Origin of the sequence: Mucilaginibacter sp. R-33, assembly GCF_049949235.1 — a bacterium.
Classification (GTDB): domain Bacteria; phylum Bacteroidota; class Bacteroidia; order Sphingobacteriales; family Sphingobacteriaceae; genus Mucilaginibacter.
The window spans coordinates 3,190,344-3,211,997 of record NZ_CP188089.1; the positions used below are offsets into that span (position 1 = coordinate 3,190,344).

The window sequence follows — 21,654 nt, forward strand, 5'->3', positions numbered from 1 at the left end:
CATGCTGAAAATTACCGGGTTATGGCATGACCAAAAGTTAAAACAGTTCAAAAACCATCATGGTTAAATCAAGGAAAGAGATTCGATTATTTTCCAAAAATCTTATTTAGTTCTGAATAAGGAACAGCATCATTTACAAAACCATAACTTCCCCGTGAAAGTTCAATAGCGGCCCGCTGAAAAGCGCCCAAAGCAGCCCTTGCCAATGCAGAACCAAGACTTACCCTTTTTATACCCAGGTCGGCAAGTTCATTGAAGCTAATATCAAAACCTGCTGCGCCAAGTACAATATTCACGGGCTTAGGCGCAACGGCTTTTACTACTTCGCTTATTTGTTCCCTCGTTTTGAGGCCCGGCGCAAAAAGCACATCGGCACCTGCATCGGCATAAGCAACAAGGCGTTTTATGGTGTCCTGCAGATCTATTTTCCCGTGGATCATATTTTCGGCCCTTGCGGTCAATATAAAATGAAAAGGAAGGCTTCGCGCCGCTTCAACAGCAGCCTTTATCCGGGCAGCCGAAAGGTCAAAATTGTAAATGGGATCTTTATCATTACCTGTGGCATCCTCTATTGAGCCGCCAACCAGTCCCATTTCCGCTGCGGCTAAGATAGTTTCGGCACAAATCTCCGGCGTATCGCCAAAACCATTCTCCAAATCGGCGGCTACCGGTAAATGGGTTGCGTTAATAATAGCGTGGGCATTATCCAGTGTTTCACTGCGGCTGATCAGGGCATAACCATCTGGCCGGCCCAGTGCATAAGCCAACCCGGCACTGGTAGTAGTAAAAGCTTCAAAGCCTAAACCGGCTAAAATTTTAGCCGAACCTGCATCCCATGGATTAGGGATAACAAACAGGCCATCACGTTCATGCAGAGCTTTAAAAACTTCGGCTTTTTGATATTGGTAATTGTTTATTGCAGATGACATTTGAAGGTAGATTAGTGTTTATCGAAATTAAGCAAAAGTTAGCCTGCAATCACAAGTCTTAAGCCAGAAATTTGCTTTTTGACTTAAGACTTACGACTTCTAACTTCCGACTTAATATCCCTATTATTGCAACAGCAATAGTTATGAAACAAAAAGTAGATATTGAAAACTGGATCAGGAAAGAGCATTACAACTTTTTTAAACAGTTTGAGGAGCCCTATTATGGCGTAAACGTAAACGTTGATGTAACAGCCGCCTATAAGTTTGTGAAGGATAACGGGATCTCATTTTTCCTTTACACCATGTACCAGTCTTTAGCGGCATCGCAAATTATTGAGCCTTTCAAATATCGTATGGAGGGCGATGATGTTTTTATTTATGACCGGATTGATGCCAGCTCAACCGTGCCGCGGGCTAATGGCACATTTGGCTTTGGTGAATGGCCTTTTCATCCGTTGTTCGAAGATTTCGCCCGCGACGCCAACAAGGAAATTGAACGGGTGCAAAGTAACAACCTGCTTGAACGCAAGGCGTTAAACAATGTAATCCGTTTTTCTTCGCTACCCTGGATCAACTTCACCTCGCTGTCGCACGCGCGGATGTTTTCATTTGTGGATAGCTGCCCCAAAATTTCCTTTGGAAAAATGACAGAGCATCATGGTAAGCGTACTATGCCGGTGTCCGTCCATGTAAATCACGCATTGATTGATGGCATCCACGTGGGCCAGTATATTGATTGTTACCAGGAGCTGCTGAACAAAGGGTTTTAGGCTACTGTAAACGCGCAGAAGTTGCGTACCTCTGGCACGCTAAAACCCTATAAATCTTTAATAATTATTCTACAAACCTTTAGCACCTCTGGTGCTATCTTTCCATCTATTGATTTACAAGATAAAAAGTTTAACTTTTTTTAAACACATTTTCCTTCACCATAAACAACGGCAGCGAGCCATGATCAAGCACGCGCGAATGAAAATCCCTGATATTAAACTTAACGCCTTGTTTTTGCTGCAATTCCTCTTTCCAGTGCAGTATTTGTAATGCGCCATACTTGTAGGTAACTACCTGTGCCGGCCAGCGGCGCATGCGGGCAATTTCGCGCATGGCAATATCATCCTGCCCCCGGATGTTCTTTTTCCAAAATGCCAGCGCCTGTTCATCTGTCCAGCCGTAATAATTAAGCGCTACATCCAAGGGTACGCGTACCGACCGTACAATATCCCACTCCCATTTACCCAGGTCATCATAAGGCGTTTTGTATACACCAAGTTGTTTGCCTAACTCTTCGGTATATGCCGCCCAACCCTCAGCAAAGCCCATATAATAAAAAAGCTGCTGCACGGCTGATGTTTTGGTTTGCGCCTCCGTACTCGCCTCGTAATGGTGACCGGGAACTCCCTCATGCATAAAAAGCCAGTCGACCTGCCGTTTATTGTATGGCTTATCAAAAAGATTATAGTAAAACGCATTACTATCGTAATAGCCGGGCGTTTGTGCCAGCTGCCTGCTTTCGCCTTTTACAATTTTTAGCAGGGCTATGTTGGTATTGCTAAACAGTTTGGACATGTTGGCATAAATGACCGCTTTGGTATTTTCGAAGGCTTTCTGGACTAACTTCGGGTCGCTGATAAAAAAGGACGGATCATTGAGGTGCTTATAAAAAGCATCTTCGTTTAACCCGGTTTGCTGGCGGATAGCTTCGATATGCTTTTGAACGCGGGCCACTTCGCTAAGGCCAAACTGGTAGATCTCATCAGGAGTGGCGCTGGCACTGGTCCAGCGTTTAAGCAGGTAGGCATACCAGGCTTTTCCGTTAGGGAGGTTGATAATACCATTGGTAGGAACAGCCGCCGGTTTGTTTTTTAACCAATCCTGTTCAAGGGAAATCCGCTCTAAATTGAGGCCTGTTTCATAACGGATCAGCTGATAATCTACTTTTTCCGATTCGCTGAGCTGATCTGCCTTAAAAGCCGATAAGCCGGTTTTGACTTTTGTAAAAAAGTCCAGTTGCTTTTGCACATCGGCGGCTGTGCCAATACGCTCTAAGCCACTTACGTAGCTTAACTCCAATTGTGGTAAATGCAATTTGGTGTAGCCGGCTACAAAATCATTGCAAAAAGCATCAAACGTTTGCTGACCAAAAGCAAAAGAAGAAGTTAAAATAAAAAACAAAAAAACAAGAGGTCGCCTCATAACAACGGAGTGGTTAACAAACCTAAATATTTGCTTTGATTAATTTATGCAAAAACAAATCTCCTGTTAACCATTATCAGCAATCCAAAAGCATTTTTGCTTATGTTGATTGGATGTAGCTATGCAATTGCTCAATGGTTTCCCTTTGCGAATAGATAGTTTCGTACACCACATCACTCATAGAAATAATACCGCATAGCTGATCGGCCACATCAAACACCGGTAAATACCTGATATTATTTTCGCTCATGATCAGCATGCATTCATCAACTGATGATTCGGGTGTGATCCTCGGGAAATTGGTACTTATGATCTCGCCGGCGGTGGTTTCATCAGAGTGTTTACCCATTAAAATGATTTTACGGGAGTAATCCCTCTCTGTCATCAGGCCCATATACCTGCCATTTTCAGTTACTACTACCGAGCCGATGTTTTTTTCGGCCATCAGTTTCAACACGTTAAACACGGTGGTATCGGCAGGTACTGCAGTAACGTTGTTCCCCTTACGGGCCAGGATATGCTTTACACTTTTCATAAATACTCAGGTTAATTTGGTAAATTCAAGATACGAATAAGTAACAGAAAAACAATGGATTGTGGAAAACAAAATCTATTCAGGCTAAAAAAACCGTTCGGCCATGCAGTTTAAACCAATCCTTATATTGTAACAAATCAGGTGCCCCAATTTTTTGATTCCCGAAAAAAAATTAAAAAAATGCCGGCTGTCTTTTTTGTAAAAAAACAATTGTTCCATTTTTTGAGAGTGAAACAAGGAACAGTGTAAAAATGAAACAAATTGATAATCAGCTAATTAGTACATTCAATAAAACATACATAACTAATTAAAAATCAGACAATAAAACTAATAAGAGTAAAAACAATGGAGGTTTTACAGAAGATTTGACGCCATGTTTATACAACTTCTTTTTTTGTTTTTATCGTAACTTTTTTGAATAAGTTACCCAATAATAAAAAGCGCTGACAAAATAGCTTCACCAACAATCTCGGTTTCTTTGATTAAAAATGCCCCCCGGTAATTAAACCGAAGGGCTACCAACCTATATAAAAACAAACCTATTGTTTTCTCTTTCCCCAAATGGCAGTGCCATGGTTATCTAACCCGGTAAATATCAGGGTTGATGTTATTTTGTTTTCCCAGTCGCGCTCACGTTCAACTTTTAGCTTGTACGTATCGCCGTTGCTGTATTTAAGCTCAAGCCATGGAGCGGTAAATGTCCATTTATCGGCAGCGTTACCATCAATAGTACCGGCAGCGTCCAGTTTAAAGGTTGTTGAAACCTGGAAGTCCGGATTGGTTTGCTCGGTACCATAACCCGGTACAATATGATAATTCAGCGTAATTTTTTCATAGGTTCCTGCCACATCGGTTGATGCTATAGTTGTTTGAGCAACATTGGCATATCGCTCGGGCGATACTATTGGCCAGCCGTCGGTCGTCCATGATATTTTACGAACGTGCAGGTCCATAAAGTACGAGTTAATACCCGGCCTGCCCTGGTGTGCCATGTAATATTGCCCGCTGCCATTATCAAACACCGCGCAATGCCCTGTGCCCTGCCAGCCGCTTTGGTTGCTGAACTGGTATGGGGCAAGGATCATCGGCCCATGATCCTCATCGGTATTGATGTCATGCCCGTTATAATCATAAAACGGACCGGTCGGGCTATCGCCCCGCCCTACCCTTACGTTATACTTGGTTTGCAGCCAGTCATAACTGATAAACAGGAAATACTTTTTCAGATCGGGGTTGTAGATCACTTCAGCACCTTCAATATTACCATTGTATTTGCCGCCGGTAAAACCGCGGTTAGCTATGCGCTTACCCTTATCGCCCGAATTGGCCGCCAGGCCGGTTGAAGGATCAAGTTTCAGGATATAGATCCCATCCCAGGCCGAGCCATAATACATGTACTGTTCGCCGGTTGTTGTAGTTATTACGGTTGGGTCGATAGCGTTTGTTTGGATACTGGCATCATTGGCTGATGTTACAACGAGGCCTTTCTCCGTCCAGGGACCATCAGGCGATGAAGCTGTCGCCATGCCGATAACACTCAGGCGTGCTACAGGCGATGAAAGCGAATAATACAATCTGTACTCCGAACCTACCTTCATTACGTAAGGAGCCCATAAGGCGTTGTAAGGCGTGCCGCCTTTACCCGTAATATAGGCAGATCCCTGCGCCGGTAATGACGAAAATACCCAGCCCACATACTCCCACTGCACCAAATCCTTCGACCTGCGGATTTGCAGGCCCGCTCTTACATCAGTACCAAAAGCCACATCCGTACTGTAGCAATAGTAATAATCACCAAACTTTTTGATGGACGGGTCATGCACGTTATAAACCGTCCACTTAGGGTAATAGGTAAATGCCGCAATATCCGCATAAGTATCACTGATACTATTGATATCAAACGCTGTTGTTACCGGTGGAGTTGTGGTAGTATCCGTTTTAGTTGGCGCAGGGGTTTCCTTTTTTGAGCAGGAAAACATTACTGTTGCCAACGCTGCTATCAAGTATAGATCTTTCGCTTTAGTCATCGTCTTTGTCATCTCTTGCACTTAATTTTTATTCCCTCCCTCGAGAGGGGTGTGATAGATTGTGATGTGGCGGGGAGGGGTTTATGCAAGCAGTGTATTTACCGTGATTCATAAACCCCTTCCTCCTCCTTCCCAAGGGAAGGAATCGCGCCTCCACCCGCTCTTTTTTCTCTAATACCCCGTATTCTGCACCAAACCCACGTTAGTTTGTACCTCGGTAAGTGGTATTGGCAGATATTCCTTACCCGGTGTGTACGTATTAAATTCCGGGTCGCGCGTTTTTAGCCAGGCCAGTTTGGTGGCATCCTGCAGCCAGCCCCAGCGGCGGATGTCATCAAAACGGTGTCCTTCCAACGAAAACTCCAGAAAACGCTCGTGACCTATTTGCTCGCGCATTTCAGCCTGGCTCATGCCCGGTTTTACCGTAGCTAAGTTTGGCAAACCAACACGGCTGCGCACCCGCTGGATGTATTGATAAGCATCGTTTGTCTGGCCCAATTCGTTCAAACACTCAGCGTACATCAGCAGTACATCGGCATAACGCATCAACCTTTCGTTGATACCCGATCTCCAGTCATACTCATCGGCCTGGCCGCTGTCGCCGTTTTCATACTTATGGCAAAACAGGGCATTTAATGAGGAGCTGCCGGCGTAGCGGGCGGCAAAATCCTGGTTATATAATTTTTCGCCGGGTTTGTTGTAATACATGGTTACATCCAAACGGGGATCAACACCGCCGCTGGTTGTTTTTTCCTGCAGATATTCATTGTATAATGCAGGCGTTGGCTGCACATCGGTAAAACCGAAACTCGCCGCGCCAAAAGTGATTGCACGGGCAGATGTACGGCCCCATCCTGATGATGGATCGCCTCCCCAGCCCAGATCTGTACCTCCGGCAACCGTCGAAAACTGAACCTCAAAAATCGATTCGGAGTTGTTTTCATTGTTTGCAAAAAAGTTATCGTAATAATTGGCCACCAGGCTATAGCTACCCATATCAATAACTGATTTGAACTCGGCAGCCGCTTCAGCATATTTTTTTGTAAACAGATAGGTTTTACCCAGGTATGCAGATGCCGCACCTTTTGTAGCACGACCAATCTGTCCGTCGGGCGATAAGCCGCTGTAAGTTGTTGGCAGCATGCCTTCGGCCGCTTTAAAATCGCTGATCACCTGTGCCCAAACTACATCCTGTGGTTGTTGTTTCTGGAAATAATCGGCACTTGAGCCGGCAGGTACCAACGGCATAGGCACGTTTTTATAAAAATCGGCCAGGTGAAAATAGTACAGGGCGCGCAGGAAATATGCTTGTCCTAATACCCGTTTTTTCAGTTCGGCATCCATATTAATGGCGGGTACATACTTCAGCACTTCATTTGCGCGTAAAATACCCTGGTAGTAGGCTGTCCATGAAAACAGTACGCCATCGCCGGTGCTTTGCATGTTAAACTTACCCATATTATAGATCTGGTCCCAGGGGCTATAGCTTGTCGCATCATCGCCCCGTGTGTTTTCTACTATCGGCGAAAAGCGCATGTATGAACCATCAATGATTAAACTGCCGTATACCGCGTTAATTCCCTTTACGGCATCGCTGGCATTTTGCCAAAAAGTTTGAGTTGTTTGCGCGTTAGGGTTTACCGTAGTCAGATCGCTCTTTTTACATCCCATGGCAAATACAGCTACCAACAATAGCGTTAATACTGCCTTTGTATATATCGTTTTCATTATAAATAATGTTAAATCGTTAATCAGTTTTTATAATCCTAATTGTAAGCCTACCAGTAAAGTGCGTGGATTTGGGAACGAGCCATAATCAAAACCACGGTTAATGGTACCATCGTTAATAAAATCAGGGTCGAAACCTTTGTACTTGGTTATAGTGTACAGATTTTGTCCCGACAGGTAAACTCTAAGGCTCCTGATCACGTGCGTACGGTTCAATAAACCCGTTGGCAGCGTATAACCCAATTGTGCAGTTTGTAAACGGGCATATGAGCCGCTTTGAATAAACCTGTCAGAATTGCGGTTATTGGCATTAGGATCGCCAATTATTGGACGCGGCACGTTGGTATTGGTATTGTTTGGTGTCCAGTAATTCAGCTCATCAGTGCTGGCATTGGTATACTGACCGGTCATTAAAGACTGATACACACCATTGGCTATTTTACTGCCATAGTTGCCCTGTATAAATACTGACGCGTCAAAGTTTTTATAATTAGCGCTGAAGTTAAAGCCATAGTACAATTTAGGAATAGCCGAACCCAAATAAACACGGTCGGCATCATTGATGATGCCATCTTTATTGGTATCAACAAACTTAACATCGCCCGGGGCTGCTCCTGTTTGGGTGGCATGTGCCGCTACATCCGCAGCATCTTTAAAAATGCCTTCAGTTTTAAAAGCGTATAGTTCACCTACTTCGCCGCCAACAGCCGTTTTGCTGTATGCGCCGTATATCGGGTTACCGCCATTGCCTAATGATGTTACTTTATTTTTAACGGTTGAAGCGTTTGCGCTAATGGTGTAATTAAACGGACCGGTATCCCTGCTGCGATAAGTTACCGTAAACTCGATACCTTTATTGGTAAATGAGGCAGCATTAACCAGCGGCGTGTTAATAGCCCCTACCGAAACCGGGATAGGTACTGATAACAGGATGCCTTTGATCTTGTTGATATAATACTCTGACGAAAAGCTTAGCTGATCATGAAACAGGCTTAAATCCAAACCAATGTTAGTTGTTTGCTTTTGCTCCCATTTATTGGTTTGATCAAACACCTGGGTTTGGGTTGCTCCCGATGCAAGTGTATTACCGAATACATAGCTGGCATTGGCATTTACTACCGCCTGGTAAGGATAAAATGCAAGTGCATTTACGTTACCTAATGTACCATAACCGGCTTTTAATTTTAACTGGCTGATGGTTTCGGGCAGGTGCAAAAACTTCTCCTTGTTGATGTTCCAGCCTACTGATACACCTGCAAAATTACCAAAGCGATTATATTCAGGCAGTTGCGATGTACCGTCACGACGGTAGTTTGCTGTCAGCAGGTAACGGTCATCATAGTTATAATTTACACGACCAAATATGGGCGAGTAAAATTTACGTTCGTTACTGTTGCCAAACACGGTTTTATCGGTGGTATTGCTCACATTATCAAACGCAAACAGGTATGGCTGGGGCAGGTTATACGCAATACCTGTAAGGTTATCATTTTTATCCTTTTGATAAGCCGTACCCGCTAATAACTCCACATGGTGCTTGCTGATATCAAACTTGTAGCTTAACGTATTCTCAATAAGTGCGGTGTAATAATTACCGCGTGCGTCTCTGTAGTAAGCAGTAGTGTTTGGGTAGAACCAGCCAAGATCGTAAATAGGATCAAAGTAAGTATTCTTGAAATCGTTACGATCATAGCTTGCATTTAGGCGGTATTTCAGGTTTTTAATAAACTCAACCTCCATCCACGCCGATGCCAACATACGGTTGCGTTGCCCGGTGCTGTTCAGCAGGTTATTTACACCAATGATATTCAAAGAGATAGCTCTTTGTGTATTTTGATCAACACCTCCGTAGCCGCCAACACGGTTAGGGTCATAAATAGGCATGGTAGGGATAGCTGTCACCAGGTCAACTATCTGATTACCGGTACCGTGCAAGTGAGGATACGCCAGATTGTTATAGTCGCCTTCGGTATAGGCAAACTTAGTACCGAAAGATACGATACCTTTTTTACCCTGGATATTGCCGCTGAGGTTATAACGGGTATAAGAAGGTCCAGATACAGTTGTACCGGTTTGGTTAAAGTAATCAAAGGCAACGTTATAACTCATGTTTTCGTTACCGCCCGATAGGCCCAGGTCATGACTTTGGGTATAACCAGTTCTGAACCCCGATTTTTGCCAGTCGGTGTTTACATTGCTGATAAATTTGCTTGATGAGGGATCGTTGCCCGGGGCCAGGGATAAACCTGCATTGGTTTCGGCAGCGTTGGCAATTTTCTGATAACCTACCCTATCGGTAACAGAAAGCGTTTTGGGATTTTTCTGGAAGCCTGCATAACCATTGTAATTGATCTTCATGGCGCCATTTTTACCTTTTTTGGTAGTAATGATCACCACACCATTAGCACCGCGGAAACCATAAATTGCCCCCGCCGAAGCATCCTTTATCACCTGCATACTTTCGATATCAGTGGTTGGGAAATCGAAAGGTTCCATAGTTGGCACGCCATCAATAATATAAAGCGGGTTGTTATTGATAAGCGAACTTACACCGCGGATACGGATAGAAACGCCTTCGCCCGGCACACCCGAGCCGTTTACCTGCACACCCGCAACCTGGCCTTGTAAAGCCCTCGCAACATCCGGTGTTACACGTTTATTGGCATCTTTAAGATTTACCACAGCAACCGAACCTGTAAGGTTTTCCTTTTTCTGCGTGCCATATCCAACCACAATTACTTCGTTCAACGAGTTGGATGCTGCTTTTAACTGTACATTGATCAACGAGTTGCCGTTAACTGTTATTTCCTGCGAGGCATAGCCAACAAACGAAAAAACAAGTACTACACTACCGGTATTGTTATCGGGAATATTTAATGTATAACGCCCCTGTAAATCAGTTTGGGCGCTTACATTGGTGCCCTTTACCTTTACCGTTACACCAGGCATGGGCAAGTCAGTCTCGTCGGTAACTTTACCGTTAATAGTGCCGGGGGCCATTGCCTTGCCTTTTTCGGTAAGGATAACGAGGTTATTATCACCCAGCGTATAACTCAGGTTGGTATTGCTAAGTACAATTTTCATCACCTCTTCAAGCGATGCATCTTTTGTATTTAAACTGGCGGGCATGTCATTTTTCAACAACATATCGTCGTTATACAAAAAGCGATAATCAGACTTCTTTTCTATCTCCTTAAGTGCCTTCTTCAGGGACACATTTTGGAAATTTACGTTGATCTTGGTCTGACCATATCCTTTTGAAAACGCCTGCAATGAGGAGACGAGCACCAGGATACAGATAAATTTAAACATAAGAAGTACTTTCAAAAATTGGTTCAGCCGCAATGGGTTAATGCGGTGTGCATTTTTTTTCATAATTTAGCATTAAGGTTATTTTAACTATTTGGTTTATAGAAGGACTGGTAGTTAACTTGTACCACATTATAATTGGGGGGATGCGGGAACATCTTCCCATTTTTTATGGTTTAAGATTTGATACTTATTTACGCATAGGCTCTTTCATAAAGGTTTATTAATTAATAAATTACAATTTGGTTAGTGTCAATTCTATAACGAAACGCCGCCGTTTTCTGCAGGCTCAATAAAGCCTTATTAATCGATTCTTTTTCAAACTTACCGGTAAAGCGCAGCTTTTTTACATCCTCATTTTCAAAAACGATGTTCACATTATATCTGCGCTCCATTTTTTGGGCGATATTTTCAAAATCTTCAGCGTCAAAGGCCAGTTTATTTTCAAGCCATAAGGCTTCTGATGGCAAAGTGTCCTTTTTGGCCTGGTGGATACGGCTTAGTGCTATAAGTGGTGTTTCCTCAGCCACCTTATCTGTAGGGGTATTGCTTTTAATTTGCGGCTCCTGGTTATTAATTATTGTAAGTTTTTCTGAAGGGTTGAGGATGATCTTTTTTTCGGGATTTTTTAAAATAGTGAGTTCAATTTTTCCGCGTACCAGTGCAGCTTCAGATGTTTTATCATTATTATATGAACGCACATTGAATTTAGTACCCAACACCCTGACGCTGATTGTTGACGTAGTAACGACAAAAGGGTGCTGCGCGTCTTTAACCACATCAAAAAAAGCTTCGCCAACAAGGCTTACCCTTCTTTGATCGGTACCAAAATCATTGCTGTAAGTGAGTTTGCTGCCCATATTAAGCCAAACACGGCTGCCATCGGGCAATTGAATTTTGCTAATTCCGTTTTTAGGAGCAGTTATTTCATTGGGTTTCCCGGTAGTGATAGTTTCTTTGCGTGTAAACCAAAATATGCCCAGCATCAAACATGCGGCAGCTAATAACGATCCCAGTTTAATGATCCCGTTTTTTTTTGTTTTGCTTTGGATTGAGATGATTTGAGCGGCTTCTTCAGCTTCCTTTTCTTCAATGACATCAAGTTCGGTTTCAAAAGCATCCCATTTGCTTAACAGCTTTTCATCCTGGCTTGTTTGCTGATCATTTTTCCAGATCGCTTCCAGCCCATCCATTGGGTACATACCGGCGGCTTCCTGTTGCTGCAACAGTTGTTCAAGTTCAAGTAATTCTTCGGGCGAAGCTTCACCATTTAACTTTTTACCAATAAGTATCCAGATGTTGTTGATCATTATTTACGGCTCTATATATAAAGACTGTAAATAATCAGGATACCCCAGTGGGCAGATCAAATATTTTTTGAAATTTTTTCGGGGCTGGCAGGCATCGCCGCTTTTTCGGTGTCTTTTAACCCTTGCGCAAGGGTTTTCAATGCGTTGCCCATATGGTATTCAACTGTTTTTATAGAGATATCGAGCAGCTCGGCTACTTCGCGATATTTCAAGCCGTCCTCTTTTATCAGCTTAAAAACCAGGCGGCATTGTTCGGAAAGTTTGTTTAAAGTAGTATTGATGAGTTTGGTAAGATCTTCATAAACCAGCTTATCTTCACCTGTAGCGCCCGAATCGGCAACGTCTACCTTTATATCATCAATATTTACGCTTTTAAGCCGATTTTTGGATAGACAGGTAAGCGACTTATTTTTAACCGATGTATAGCAGTAATAAGTAAAGTTATTGATCTCCGCAATAGAAGCCCGGCGCCCCCAAAGGTTCATGAAAACATCATCGGTGATTTCTTCGGCAAGTTCATCCTGCTTTACCAGTGATTTTGCCAGGTTAAATAATTTACCATAATAAGCCAGGTACAGCCTTTTAAAGGAAGCCCTGCTGCTGTTTAGAGCAATATCATTAAGTAAGTACCTAATCTCGGTGTCCAGCATCTCCTTATCGGTTGTATTTACTTTGATCAAAAACCGTGAAACAGTTCTTGTATGGTTTAATTCAATATAATTGGCTATTGGTCTTAATTAAAGCAAAGTCATTGCTCTAATTAAAATCTAAGATATGATATTTTATTTTAATTGTTCAAAAAACAATTAAAATATTTTTCATCAAATTTATAAGCATATTCTGCTAAATTGTTTTATTTATCACAAAGCATCCGTGTCAATAAAAATTCTTCTTAATCAAACAAAGCAACATGCGAGGGTCTTTGAAAATTTAATGAGTTCTAAAATACAATATTTTAATTGTCATTTAAACAATAATAAAGCAAACCAAGCCTCTGCTTTCGACTTATAAAACTAATACAATTCTTGAATTAAAACTGATGGCAAATTTTAAAGACAGTTACAAATAAAACTTACACTTTTTCGTCTCAAAGAAGCAATACCAATTTTGACAAAAAAAGCGCCACCATAAATTGCAGCGCTTTTCTAACTACTTAGGCTAATTGATAAATCACTTCGTGTGCCTCCCACAATGCCGGAGTTTCCAACTTATCAATCAACCTTTCAACTACCGCATCTGGTATGGCTGCTTCGCGGTTCCTGTTCTGCTTTAGTAATCCGGCATAGGGCACCTCCACATAAATAATCTTTACTGCGGTTTTGTAGGTGGCAAATAATTCAATCAACTGCAAACGCATTTGCCGGGTAATGTTGGTAGCATTCCAGATAAAGCTTTTTTGCTTTCTTAAAAACACGCGGGCCTGCTCCTTAGCTTCCTGAATAACCAAACCATTACCGCTTTTATCTGTGGGCGAAATACCACGTGCTATCCGGATATCATCAAGTGATACAACCGGCAGATCCGGGTAGCGCTTTTGGATATAGGTATTTTTACCAGCTCCCGGCAGGCCGCTCATTAATATTACTTCGGCAGCTGGCTGTTCAAACGGTACATAATTCGGGTAAGCATCTTCGTGCTGCATATAATACATTTTCGCCTCGTTAGTTACAAAGTTACGGGCAGTACCCCAGCAGCTTTGTTCGCGACAGAAAGCCTCAAAACAATCTATTTTATAAAGCATTTCATCCTGATCGGTACAGATTCTCCCCAATACATCGGCACGGGCAAGCAAGGCCAGCCATTGAGTATTAACTTCCATACTTGCCATAATGAGAGCCTTTGCCGGATCGGGCTTTTCAAAAACCCAAAGCGGCAAGCCGTGATAGCGCACCAGCCCAACAATCTGCTCACGTATTGAAAATGGTGTCGCTATTTCTCTGTATAATATCTGCCGGGCAGTCATTGCACCTTTTCGGGCATGACCGTTTGAGGTAATCCTGCCGTCCGGTTCAATTACAGTAGTACTGTATTTTTCAACATCATGCAGCAAAGCTGCTGCCCAGAGTATTTCCTGTTCCTGTACAGGTAACTGCTGATAAGCAGGCTGACCAACTAATGCTTCAATCACCATTTTGGTGTGAATTGCAACGTTACCCTCCTCATGATATATTGTATCCTGCGGTACACTTTCCATCCGCCCCACCCAATCAAAATGGCTTTCAAGATATGTCCAGTCTTTATTTTCAGTAATGGTCCACATAGGTACCTCCTTCGTTTTTTAATGGCGCACGTTTCCAGCTGCGTGTCCAGTGCTGGTCGGTTTTAACGTGCCCTTTCCTTACATATTTAAATACATTATGCGCAAAATCATCTATCGCATAACTGTCTGCATTGCGGGATACAATCCCTTCAATAGTTGCAGGCTTTCCGTCCCCCGCATCATGGGGCTCAAAAGTGCCCCTGCTTTTAGTCAATGTCAAAACATCCTGTTCAAATCTCAACTGATCAACAGGTAGATGAACACTTCCCAGTTCAGGTACCGTCGGCAAGCCGATCATTGCGGCATAAAACTTTGTCTCTTCCCAGCTTAACCAACGGTCATGCTCGCGGATACCGAACACATAAAAATGATGTTCGAGGTTCCGGTATTCGATGGAATGAATTGCGTAGAGATTTTCAAGGAAGATCTCCAGATCACCCAAGTCATTTTTGATCAACTGCCAAAACCTACGGATGCTCTCAGTCCAGGCAGAAACCGTTGGCGCAACGTGCGAACGCGCGAAAACACCGCGCTTTGACAAGCAGTTATTCTCTCCATCCAGCTTTTCAGTATGGATAAGCGTGGGTATTTTTTGTATGTGTTTCCAATAGTCGTGTTGTATCCTGTCATCGCTGGTTGTGCCCGGCGAAAACGGATAATGATACGTACGACCATATTTTTTTGATATAGCCATGTTGTAAAATTTTTAATTAAAAGAAATAGAAATTCACCTCCTCCCCTGGGATGGGGAAGCTCATTAAACGTTTATGCTAATGAGATTACATGGCTCAAATTTTTGAGAGTTTTTTTATTACTGGCGCAAAGGTAATAAACTGACTGGTAATAAAAAAAGAAAGGCCTCCGGTTTATACCGAAGGCTAATAACAAATGATTACGCTATATCGAAGTTGGTTGTCTTATGCCAGGATCTGGTTAATCAGCTTCAGCTCTTCATCACTAAATGAAGTATTGGTTAAACAACCGATAGAGTCAGTAACCTGCTCCGGCTTACTTGCACCGATCAACACCGAAGTGATGCGCTTATCTTTCAAAATCCATGATAATGCCATTTGCGCCAGGTTTTGACCACGCTGCAGGGCAATTTCATTCAGTTTTGCGGCTTTGGCTATATTTTGTTCGGTTATGGCATCTTCGTCAATGGCGCCGTTGCCGCGGTGGGCAGCAGCCCGCGAGCCTTCGGGGATACCTTTCAGGTATTTATTGGTTAATAAACCCTGTGCCAACGGCGAAAATGGGATACAGCCTACACCTTTATCCTCCAGTACGTCAAGCAAACCACCTTCAACCCACCTGTCGAACATGGAATATTTAGGCTGATGGATTAGGCATGGCGTACCAAGTTCTTTCAACACGGCAACTGCCTTTTCAGTTTCGGATGCGCTGTAGCTTGAGATACCAACATACAGGGCTTTACCTTGGCGCACTATCAGGTCTAATGCCCCCATTGTTTCTTCAATAGGTGTTTCCGGATCCGGACGGTGATGATAAAAAATGTCCACATAATCCAAACCCATCCGTTTCAGGCTTTGATCCAAACTGGCTACCAAATATTTTTTCGAGCCCCAGTCGCCGTAGGGGCCAGGCCACATTCCCCAGCCGGCTTTGCTTGATATGATGAGCTCATCGCGGTAGCTTTTAAAATCATCTTTTAAGATACGGCCAAAAGTTTCTTCGGCCGAACCAGCCGGCGGCCCGTAATTATTGGCCAAATCAAAATGGGTGATGCCTTTATCAAAGGCTAAACGTAAAATATTGCGGGCGTTTTCCAGGCTGTCGATGCCGCCGAAATTATGCCACAAGCCAAGTGACACCGCCGGCAACTTTAAACCGCTGTTACCGCAACGGCGGTATTCCATGCCCTGGTAACGGTCTTGATTGGGTAGATAGGTCATATTTGATCGATAAAAATTATATAAGGCAAAATTGACTTATCTATTCCAAAAATCCATTGAACTGGAACAAGAAATAAAATTATTTACAGGTCAATATTCGCGGGTATCACTCGCTCGGGGCTTATATTTGGGCAATGTTTCAAAATATCAATAATTACGCGGCGCGATCGGTTAGTTTAACCACAGAAGAAACAGCGCTGTTTAATGAGATCCTGGAATACCGGAAAATACCTAAAAAAACACGTTTACTTGCAGCCGGCAACATTTGTAATTTTGAAGCCTACGTAAACAAAGGCTGTATCCGCGAATATATTATTGATGAGAACGGCGCAGAAGTGACCCTGCAATTCGCGGTTGAAGACTGGTGGGTAAGCGATCTGGCCAGCTTCCAGGATCAAAGCCCTGCCCACATGAATATTGAAACATTGGAAGATTGCGAACTGCTCATCCTTACCCGCGACTCAAAAGAAAAGCTGCTTAACGAAGTTCCCAAACTGGAACGCATGTTCAGGCTCATGCTGCAAAGGCATTTAACTGTGGTTCAAAAACGGCTTTATAAAACTATAGCAACCACAGCCATGGAAAAATACCTTGAGTTTATTAACCGTTATCCAAACATCCCGCAAAGGGTGCCACAGCATTATATAGCGTCTTATCTTGGTATCTCGCCCGAATTTTTGAGTAAGCTGAGGTCGAGGAGTTTGAAAAAATAAATTATATAAATTTGCGGTAATTACGTTTCCAATACTGTTCAATAAATCCCCATTTATAATTCTTATACTTTTCAATTTCTTTGATTGGGTATTTTTTGATCAGGCGCTCTTTTGTTCCTTTTATCTTGGATATAAATACGCCCACTTCTTTACCACCACAATCCAATCCTGATATATTACCTATTTTGATAATCTTATTATTTACAATTTTGAATAGGTCACTATCCCAATTTGAATCAGCGCATCCGCTCCTGTGGTATGAATAATAAAGACTTGTTCCGTTCAGTTTTTCAGGGGCGGGATAATCAGGAAAGTCTTTTACCTGTACAAATTTCTTAGTTCGTTTATCATACAAAAGCAGCTCACACACTCCTGGAACATTTGATATATATTCTACGAGGAGATCTTTATACCCATCTTCATTGAAATCAGTAAACTTAAATGAGTCAAAACTCAAGTAATCCCAACTATTAATGCGCGACACCATCTCGCCATTGGATTTTAAAATTGATATTTTCCCATCGCTGGCATTATAAATAGCTTTATAAAGTATACCGTCAACCCTCGCGATTTTATAAGTATCTTTCTGAGCAAATAAACTATTAGCGCTAATAGTTAAAATAAGCGCGATAAGAGAGGTTTTCATTGAGATATATTTATATCTCTAATTTAAAAACAAAAGAGTAAATCATTATTAATGATCTACTCTTTTGTCATACTATTAAAAGCTAAACTACTATTTAATTCCTATGAATATGCAAACCATTAAATTGTCGTTTGCCATTTTCATAACTTGTATTGCCCTGGGCAAAACGGGGATACTTTTCGCGGTATTTTTTAAACACGCTATCGGGCTGCTTTTTACCGTTTACGATCAGTTCTTCACCGTTAAATGAAAGCTCATGCAGGGCCTCTTCATTAGGGATAATATGATCTGTTACCAAATCCCCTGTCATCTGTTTTAACAACCGTTGATCTTCGGCGGCGCGCTCCTGATCTTTTTTGGCCTGGATCTGATCTAAGTGTGCCTGTTCCTGGTCGTGTTTTGCCTGTACCTGATCGCGGCCGGCTTGTTCCTGATCGCGGGAAGCCTGCTCCTGGTCACGTTTGGCCTGTAACTGGTCTTTGGCAGCTTGTTCCTGATCACGTTTGGCTTGTTGCTGACCGCGTTCGGCTTCTTCCTGTTCAACTTTTGCATGTTGCTGATCGCGGGCGGCTTGTTCCTGATCACGTTTGGCTTGTTGCTGATCGCGCCGGGCTTGTTCCTGATCACGCTTAGCCTGTGCCTGATCCTTTTTTGCCTGGATCTTGTCCTTCCTGATCTGCTCGCGAATGGCAGCTATAACTGTGCTGTATTCACCCCATTTGGTCGACGGGATAATTTCGCCGTCAACAGCCAAAGCCACCAGCTTGTTGTTTGCTAATTCCATTTGGTAAGTTTTTCCGTTCCAGTCGGTTTGGATACGTTCGCGCCCCTTGCCATCAAAAGTATCGTAATTGTTATAAGAGTTTAAGGCCGTTTTCTTTCCTGGTTTCTGAGCGTTTGCTGCAGTCGTTAATGCCGTTGCCGCTATCAGCAACAGGGCACTTCTTAAATAATTTGTTTTCATTTTTCTGTTGATTTAAAGGTTAAAAATTGGGCAATAGTTTTCCATTCCGCCCATTTGGCAGTTTAAAATTGATTATTGAAATGACTGATTACTATAGCTTATAAAGCAGTATGTATCCCTGCTTTACAGACTAAATAAGAAAGGTTTTACTTAATCCTGAACGCTTGTTTTACTTTTTATCGGTTCTGTCTTTAGTTTGTTAGCCTGTGCCTGATCACGTTTTGCCTGCTCCTGATCGCGCTTTGCTTGTGCCTGATCTCTTTCGGCCTGTTCCTGGTCAAGTTTAGCCTGCACCTGATCACGCATGGCTTGTTCCTGATCGCGCCGCGCCTGCTCCAGGTCACGTTTGGCCTGATCCTGTGCACGGCGGGCTTGTTCCTGTTCGGGGTTAAGTGCGGTTTTATTATTTACCGACTGCCGATTATCCTGTTCGGCCCGCTGCTTTGCTGCCAATGCATCGCGCTCAAGCTGCTCCTGCGGAGACACGGGTTCATCATTAGCCATAACTGTGTTTCCATTTGCATGAACGGGTTTCCGGGCAGCAGCAAGATATTTATGTTTTAAATGTTTCGGCTTATCTCCTTGCCTAACAATCGCTGCAGATTGGGTATCGGCAAATGATGTTACGCGTTGTTCCTGTTTATACGTATGATTATTGCCGTTTTCAGGATAATTCACTTTTCGGATCTGTGCAATGGCTGCGGTTGCTATTATAGCCGAAAGGATAATAACGCCGCTTATCAAAAATACCTTTTCGCCCGAGGTTACCGTTTTGTTTTTATTATTCAGAATGCGGCTTACCCTTTGCAACAGCTGATTTTTTTTACCGGGGAATGCAACCGCGTAGTTTGTACCATAAAGCGAATGTTCCTTAAAACTGATGAGTGCTTCTATAAACTCCCGCTTATTTTTTGTTTGGGCGATGGCGATATCATCGCAGCAATTTTCCCGCTCATCGCGCAGCAGGGCCGAGATCCATAACAAGCCGGGATTGAAGAAAAATACGGTTTCGGCAATGGTTTGTAAAAAGTTAACGAAATAATCATGCCTGCGAATGTGCGCCAGTTCATGCAGCAGTACAGCCTCCACCTGCTCGGGCGGCATCCCAGCCAATAAACCTGCAGGAATCAGGATCACCGGCTTCAGGTGCCCGATAACCATAGGCATTTTCACGTATCCCGATTCAAGTAGTTTAACTGCCTGTTTCAGTTGCAGCTTTTTGCAAAGCAGTTCCACCCTGTTTTTCCAATAGCCAACAGGCTCGGATACCTGCCTGTGTTTTGCGGTATGGACAAACATGAGCCCGCGCATCATCCGTACCGACCGGAACAGGAAAAACACAAACCAAAGCAATACAACAATTGGCGCGTTGGCTGTAAAATAACCGATACAGGTGCCGGCAAAAGCCCGTATCCCATCAGCATTAAGGTTTAATAAAGCCGATGCCCGACTGCCAATGGAGTTGCCTATTTCCAAACTGCCTTGCTGCGGCTGCTTGTTCCATTCCCAAACAAAAGTGAACAGGCAGGCGCCAACAAATAATAAAAACTGTACCAGTACCAGGTTGTACCTTACTGCCGCGCTTGTTTTTTTGGTAAGCAGCATCACCACCGCGCTCATAACTGCCAGCAACATCCCCTGCCATAGTGAATGGATCAGCATCCAGCTAAAAGCCTGTATCAGGCTGTGGGAAACGGTGTTGGTGTTAAGGAGCAGGTACATATCTGTAAAGTTTAATTATCGTCCAGGTTTTTGAGCAGCTCTTTTATTTTTCTGAGTTCTTCGGCCGATGTTTTGTCGTTGCCCAGCAAGGCTACCATCAAATCGCTCGGCGAACCATTATACATCGAATCAACAAAGCGCCCAAGCATGTTCCCTTTCACCTTGTCTTCTTCAACTGCGGCGCTGTAAATGTGCTTCATATTGGTTTCGTCACGTTCAAGCATCCCCTTCTCTTTCATTACCTGCATCAGCTTAAGGGTACTGGTGTAAATTACCGCTTCCTTTTGTTCATTAAGCTTATCATGCACAAACCTCACTGTCGACGGGCCATGCTGCCACAACACCCGCAAAACGTCCATTTCTGTTTTGGTTGGCGTTAAATCAGCAGTAATATCCTTTTTAAACAAACTCATAAACCAAAGATACGTATCAAAAACGTACGTTGCAATAGCTAAGTTATTTTTTATTAAAAAAAAACTCTAAAACAAAACAACCACCCTAATACTAAGGTGGTTGTACATTATAATAATAAGATCAGTCGTTTAAAAGCTCTTAGCAAAGGTTAACCCAACCTTGCCGTCCTGGTAAGTTGGCAACAATAAGGAGTTGTTGTTTTTCCCTTTCTCATTCCCCCCACGGAATACACCATTACGGATAAGCGGGTAGAGGTAATAAGCCGCTTTGGTTGACAGAATACCAAAACCAGCTCCTGCTATGATGTCGCTAAACCAATGCTTGTTGTTGTATACACGCAAAATAGCAGTGGTAGTTGCAAATGCATAGCCCACACCACCGTATATGGGCGAGCGGTCGCCGTACTCCTGGGCCATAAACTCGGCAGAAACAAAGGCGTTACCGGTATGGCCTGAAGGGAACGAAAATTTATCGGAACCGTCAGGCCGCTCACGATGGGTAATGCGTTTTAGGCCAAAAGTTGAACCTGCAAAAATGGCTTCGGAAAGTACGAGCAGCATAGTACGGTCGATAAATGTATTTTTACCATGAATGCCGACCAGGTTCAAAGCATAAACTGAAACTATTGGCGCATATTGGAGTGAATTATCAACACTGGTGCGAAAACCGGGATGATCCTTGTTCATATCATTCCGTACGCGATAATCAATATTACGTATAAATCCTACTTTTAACGATAGTAGGCCATAAGTGATAAAAGCGGCCGGCGGTATGTATGAGGGAAACTTACTTTGAAGATGTTTAACTGTATCGGGCAATGTCAGGATATTCCTGGCAGAGTCTTTCTGCAGAGAATCCTTCTTTACGGTATCTTTTTGTAATGTATCCTTAACCTGGGCATATAATGGCAGCGAGAACGAAGCTGCCAATAGCATCGAAATAAAATAAAACCTAAACTTTTGCAAAGAATCCCCCTTATTAAGCGCTGATA

18 protein-coding genes are annotated in these 21,654 nt (G+C 43.1%); 2 read left to right on the top strand and 16 right to left on the bottom strand.

Going from position 1 to position 21,654, the window contains the following annotated elements; genetic code table 11:
* Positions 1-86: 86 nt before the first annotated feature.
* Positions 87-929 carry an isocitrate lyase/PEP mutase family protein gene (locus ACP26M_RS13315; RefSeq protein WP_426589551.1) on the bottom strand — a complete coding sequence of 281 codons (843 nt, stop codon included), beginning with the start codon at positions 927-929 and terminating at the stop codon, positions 87-89.
* Between the two features lie 143 nt (positions 930-1,072).
* Between ACP26M_RS13315 and ACP26M_RS13320 the strand changes: the two genes are divergently transcribed.
* Complete coding sequence (locus ACP26M_RS13320) at positions 1,073-1,699, top strand: CatA-like O-acetyltransferase (RefSeq protein WP_426589553.1); 627 nt, start codon at positions 1,073-1,075, stop codon at positions 1,697-1,699.
* Positions 1,700-1,829: 130 nt separating this feature from the next.
* Here ACP26M_RS13320 and ACP26M_RS13325 read toward each other — a convergent pair whose 3' ends face one another.
* The 10 genes from ACP26M_RS13325 to mgrA all read right to left on the bottom strand — a co-directional run bounded on the left by ACP26M_RS13325 (position 1,830) and on the right by mgrA (position 16,204).
* On the bottom strand, positions 1,830-3,122 hold the full coding sequence (locus ACP26M_RS13325; RefSeq protein WP_426589555.1) for a DUF885 domain-containing protein: 1,293 nt from the start codon (positions 3,120-3,122) through the stop codon (positions 1,830-1,832).
* Positions 3,123-3,222: 100 nt separating this feature from the next.
* The gene (locus ACP26M_RS13330) at positions 3,223-3,657 is read right to left on the bottom strand and encodes a CBS domain-containing protein (RefSeq protein ID WP_426589557.1); all 435 of its coding nucleotides are present in this window, start codon (positions 3,655-3,657) and stop codon (positions 3,223-3,225) included.
* 539 nt (positions 3,658-4,196) lie between these two features.
* Positions 4,197-5,696 (bottom strand): arabinan endo-1,5-alpha-L-arabinosidase, encoded by a 1,500-nt coding sequence (locus ACP26M_RS13335; RefSeq protein ID WP_426589559.1) that lies wholly within the window; start codon positions 5,694-5,696, stop codon positions 4,197-4,199.
* 159 nt (positions 5,697-5,855) lie between these two features.
* The gene (locus ACP26M_RS13340; protein ID WP_426589561.1) at positions 5,856-7,412 is read right to left on the bottom strand and encodes a RagB/SusD family nutrient uptake outer membrane protein; all 1,557 of its coding nucleotides are present in this window, start codon (positions 7,410-7,412) and stop codon (positions 5,856-5,858) included.
* A 30-nt stretch (positions 7,413-7,442) separates the two neighbouring features.
* Positions 7,443-10,787 (bottom strand): TonB-dependent receptor, encoded by a 3,345-nt coding sequence (locus ACP26M_RS13345; RefSeq protein WP_426589563.1) that lies wholly within the window; start codon positions 10,785-10,787, stop codon positions 7,443-7,445.
* 161 nt (positions 10,788-10,948) lie between these two features.
* The gene (locus tag ACP26M_RS13350) at positions 10,949-12,031 is read right to left on the bottom strand and encodes a FecR family protein (RefSeq protein ID WP_426589565.1); all 1,083 of its coding nucleotides are present in this window, start codon (positions 12,029-12,031) and stop codon (positions 10,949-10,951) included.
* Between the two features lie 56 nt (positions 12,032-12,087).
* Entirely contained in the window at positions 12,088-12,711 is a 624-nt protein-coding gene (locus ACP26M_RS13355; RefSeq protein WP_426589567.1) for an RNA polymerase sigma-70 factor, read from the bottom strand.
* A 473-nt stretch (positions 12,712-13,184) separates the two neighbouring features.
* Positions 13,185-14,291 (bottom strand): AAA family ATPase, encoded by a 1,107-nt coding sequence (locus ACP26M_RS13360; protein WP_426589569.1) that lies wholly within the window; start codon positions 14,289-14,291, stop codon positions 13,185-13,187.
* A complete protein-coding gene (locus ACP26M_RS13365; RefSeq protein WP_426589571.1) occupies positions 14,275-14,985 on the bottom strand; it encodes an RNA ligase family protein in 711 nt (236 codons plus the stop codon). The genes ACP26M_RS13360 and ACP26M_RS13365 overlap by 17 nt, the downstream gene beginning before the upstream one ends.
* Positions 14,986-15,208: 223 nt before the next feature.
* The gene (gene mgrA / locus ACP26M_RS13370) at positions 15,209-16,204 is read right to left on the bottom strand and encodes an L-glyceraldehyde 3-phosphate reductase (RefSeq protein ID WP_426589573.1); all 996 of its coding nucleotides are present in this window, start codon (positions 16,202-16,204) and stop codon (positions 15,209-15,211) included.
* 134 nt (positions 16,205-16,338) lie between these two features.
* On the opposite strand from mgrA, the gene ACP26M_RS13375 reads away from it, so the two are divergent.
* Complete coding sequence (locus ACP26M_RS13375; RefSeq protein ID WP_426589575.1) at positions 16,339-16,917, top strand: Crp/Fnr family transcriptional regulator; 579 nt, start codon at positions 16,339-16,341, stop codon at positions 16,915-16,917.
* A gap of 1 nt (position 16,918) precedes the next feature.
* Here the strand turns inward: ACP26M_RS13375 and ACP26M_RS13380 are convergent, their stop codons facing one another.
* The 5 genes from ACP26M_RS13380 to ACP26M_RS13400 form a co-directional block, all read right to left on the bottom strand.
* A complete protein-coding gene (locus ACP26M_RS13380) occupies positions 16,919-17,563 on the bottom strand; it encodes an XAC2610-related protein (RefSeq protein ID WP_426589577.1) in 645 nt (214 codons plus the stop codon).
* Positions 17,564-17,657: 94 nt separating this feature from the next.
* A complete protein-coding gene (locus ACP26M_RS13385) occupies positions 17,658-18,527 on the bottom strand; it encodes a hypothetical protein (protein WP_426589579.1) in 870 nt (289 codons plus the stop codon).
* A gap of 150 nt (positions 18,528-18,677) precedes the next feature.
* Positions 18,678-20,249, bottom strand: coding sequence for a M56 family metallopeptidase (locus ACP26M_RS13390; protein WP_426589581.1), 1,572 nt, complete (start codon positions 20,247-20,249; stop codon positions 18,678-18,680).
* An 11-nt stretch (positions 20,250-20,260) separates the two neighbouring features.
* Positions 20,261-20,662 (bottom strand): BlaI/MecI/CopY family transcriptional regulator, encoded by a 402-nt coding sequence (locus ACP26M_RS13395; RefSeq protein WP_426589583.1) that lies wholly within the window; start codon positions 20,660-20,662, stop codon positions 20,261-20,263.
* 129 nt (positions 20,663-20,791) lie between these two features.
* Positions 20,792-21,598 (bottom strand): phosphatase PAP2 family protein, encoded by an 807-nt coding sequence (locus tag ACP26M_RS13400; protein ID WP_426589585.1) that lies wholly within the window; start codon positions 21,596-21,598, stop codon positions 20,792-20,794.
* Positions 21,599-21,654 lie beyond the last annotated feature (56 nt).

Excerpts from the sequence above, each read along its gene's own strand:
- ACP26M_RS13315 (WP_426589551.1), bottom strand. The coding sequence starts at position 929 with ATGTCATCTGCAATAAACAATTACCAATATCAAAAAGCCGAAGTTTTT.
- ACP26M_RS13320 (WP_426589553.1), top strand. The coding sequence starts at position 1,073 with ATGAAACAAAAAGTAGATATTGAAAACTGGATCAGGAAAGAGCATTAC.
- ACP26M_RS13325 (WP_426589555.1), bottom strand. The coding sequence starts at position 3,122 with ATGAGGCGACCTCTTGTTTTTTTGTTTTTTATTTTAACTTCTTCTTTT.
- ACP26M_RS13330 (WP_426589557.1), bottom strand. The coding sequence starts at position 3,657 with ATGAAAAGTGTAAAGCATATCCTGGCCCGTAAGGGGAACAACGTTACT.
- ACP26M_RS13335 (WP_426589559.1), bottom strand. The coding sequence starts at position 5,696 with ATGACAAAGACGATGACTAAAGCGAAAGATCTATACTTGATAGCAGCG.
- ACP26M_RS13340 (WP_426589561.1), bottom strand. The coding sequence starts at position 7,412 with ATGAAAACGATATATACAAAGGCAGTATTAACGCTATTGTTGGTAGCT.
- ACP26M_RS13345 (WP_426589563.1), bottom strand. The coding sequence starts at position 10,787 with ATGAAAAAAAATGCACACCGCATTAACCCATTGCGGCTGAACCAATTT.
- ACP26M_RS13350 (WP_426589565.1), bottom strand. The coding sequence starts at position 12,031 with ATGATCAACAACATCTGGATACTTATTGGTAAAAAGTTAAATGGTGAA.
- ACP26M_RS13360 (WP_426589569.1), bottom strand. The coding sequence starts at position 14,291 with ATGTGGACCATTACTGAAAATAAAGACTGGACATATCTTGAAAGCCAT.
- ACP26M_RS13365 (WP_426589571.1), bottom strand. The coding sequence starts at position 14,985 with ATGGCTATATCAAAAAAATATGGTCGTACGTATCATTATCCGTTTTCG.
- mgrA (WP_426589573.1), bottom strand. The coding sequence starts at position 16,204 with ATGACCTATCTACCCAATCAAGACCGTTACCAGGGCATGGAATACCGC.
- ACP26M_RS13375 (WP_426589575.1), top strand. The coding sequence starts at position 16,339 with ATGTTTCAAAATATCAATAATTACGCGGCGCGATCGGTTAGTTTAACC.
- ACP26M_RS13380 (WP_426589577.1), bottom strand. The coding sequence starts at position 17,563 with ATGAAAACCTCTCTTATCGCGCTTATTTTAACTATTAGCGCTAATAGT.
- ACP26M_RS13385 (WP_426589579.1), bottom strand. The coding sequence starts at position 18,527 with ATGAAAACAAATTATTTAAGAAGTGCCCTGTTGCTGATAGCGGCAACG.
- ACP26M_RS13390 (WP_426589581.1), bottom strand. The coding sequence starts at position 20,249 with ATGTACCTGCTCCTTAACACCAACACCGTTTCCCACAGCCTGATACAG.
- ACP26M_RS13395 (WP_426589583.1), bottom strand. The coding sequence starts at position 20,662 with ATGAGTTTGTTTAAAAAGGATATTACTGCTGATTTAACGCCAACCAAA.
- ACP26M_RS13400 (WP_426589585.1), bottom strand. The coding sequence starts at position 21,598 with ATGCTATTGGCAGCTTCGTTCTCGCTGCCATTATATGCCCAGGTTAAG.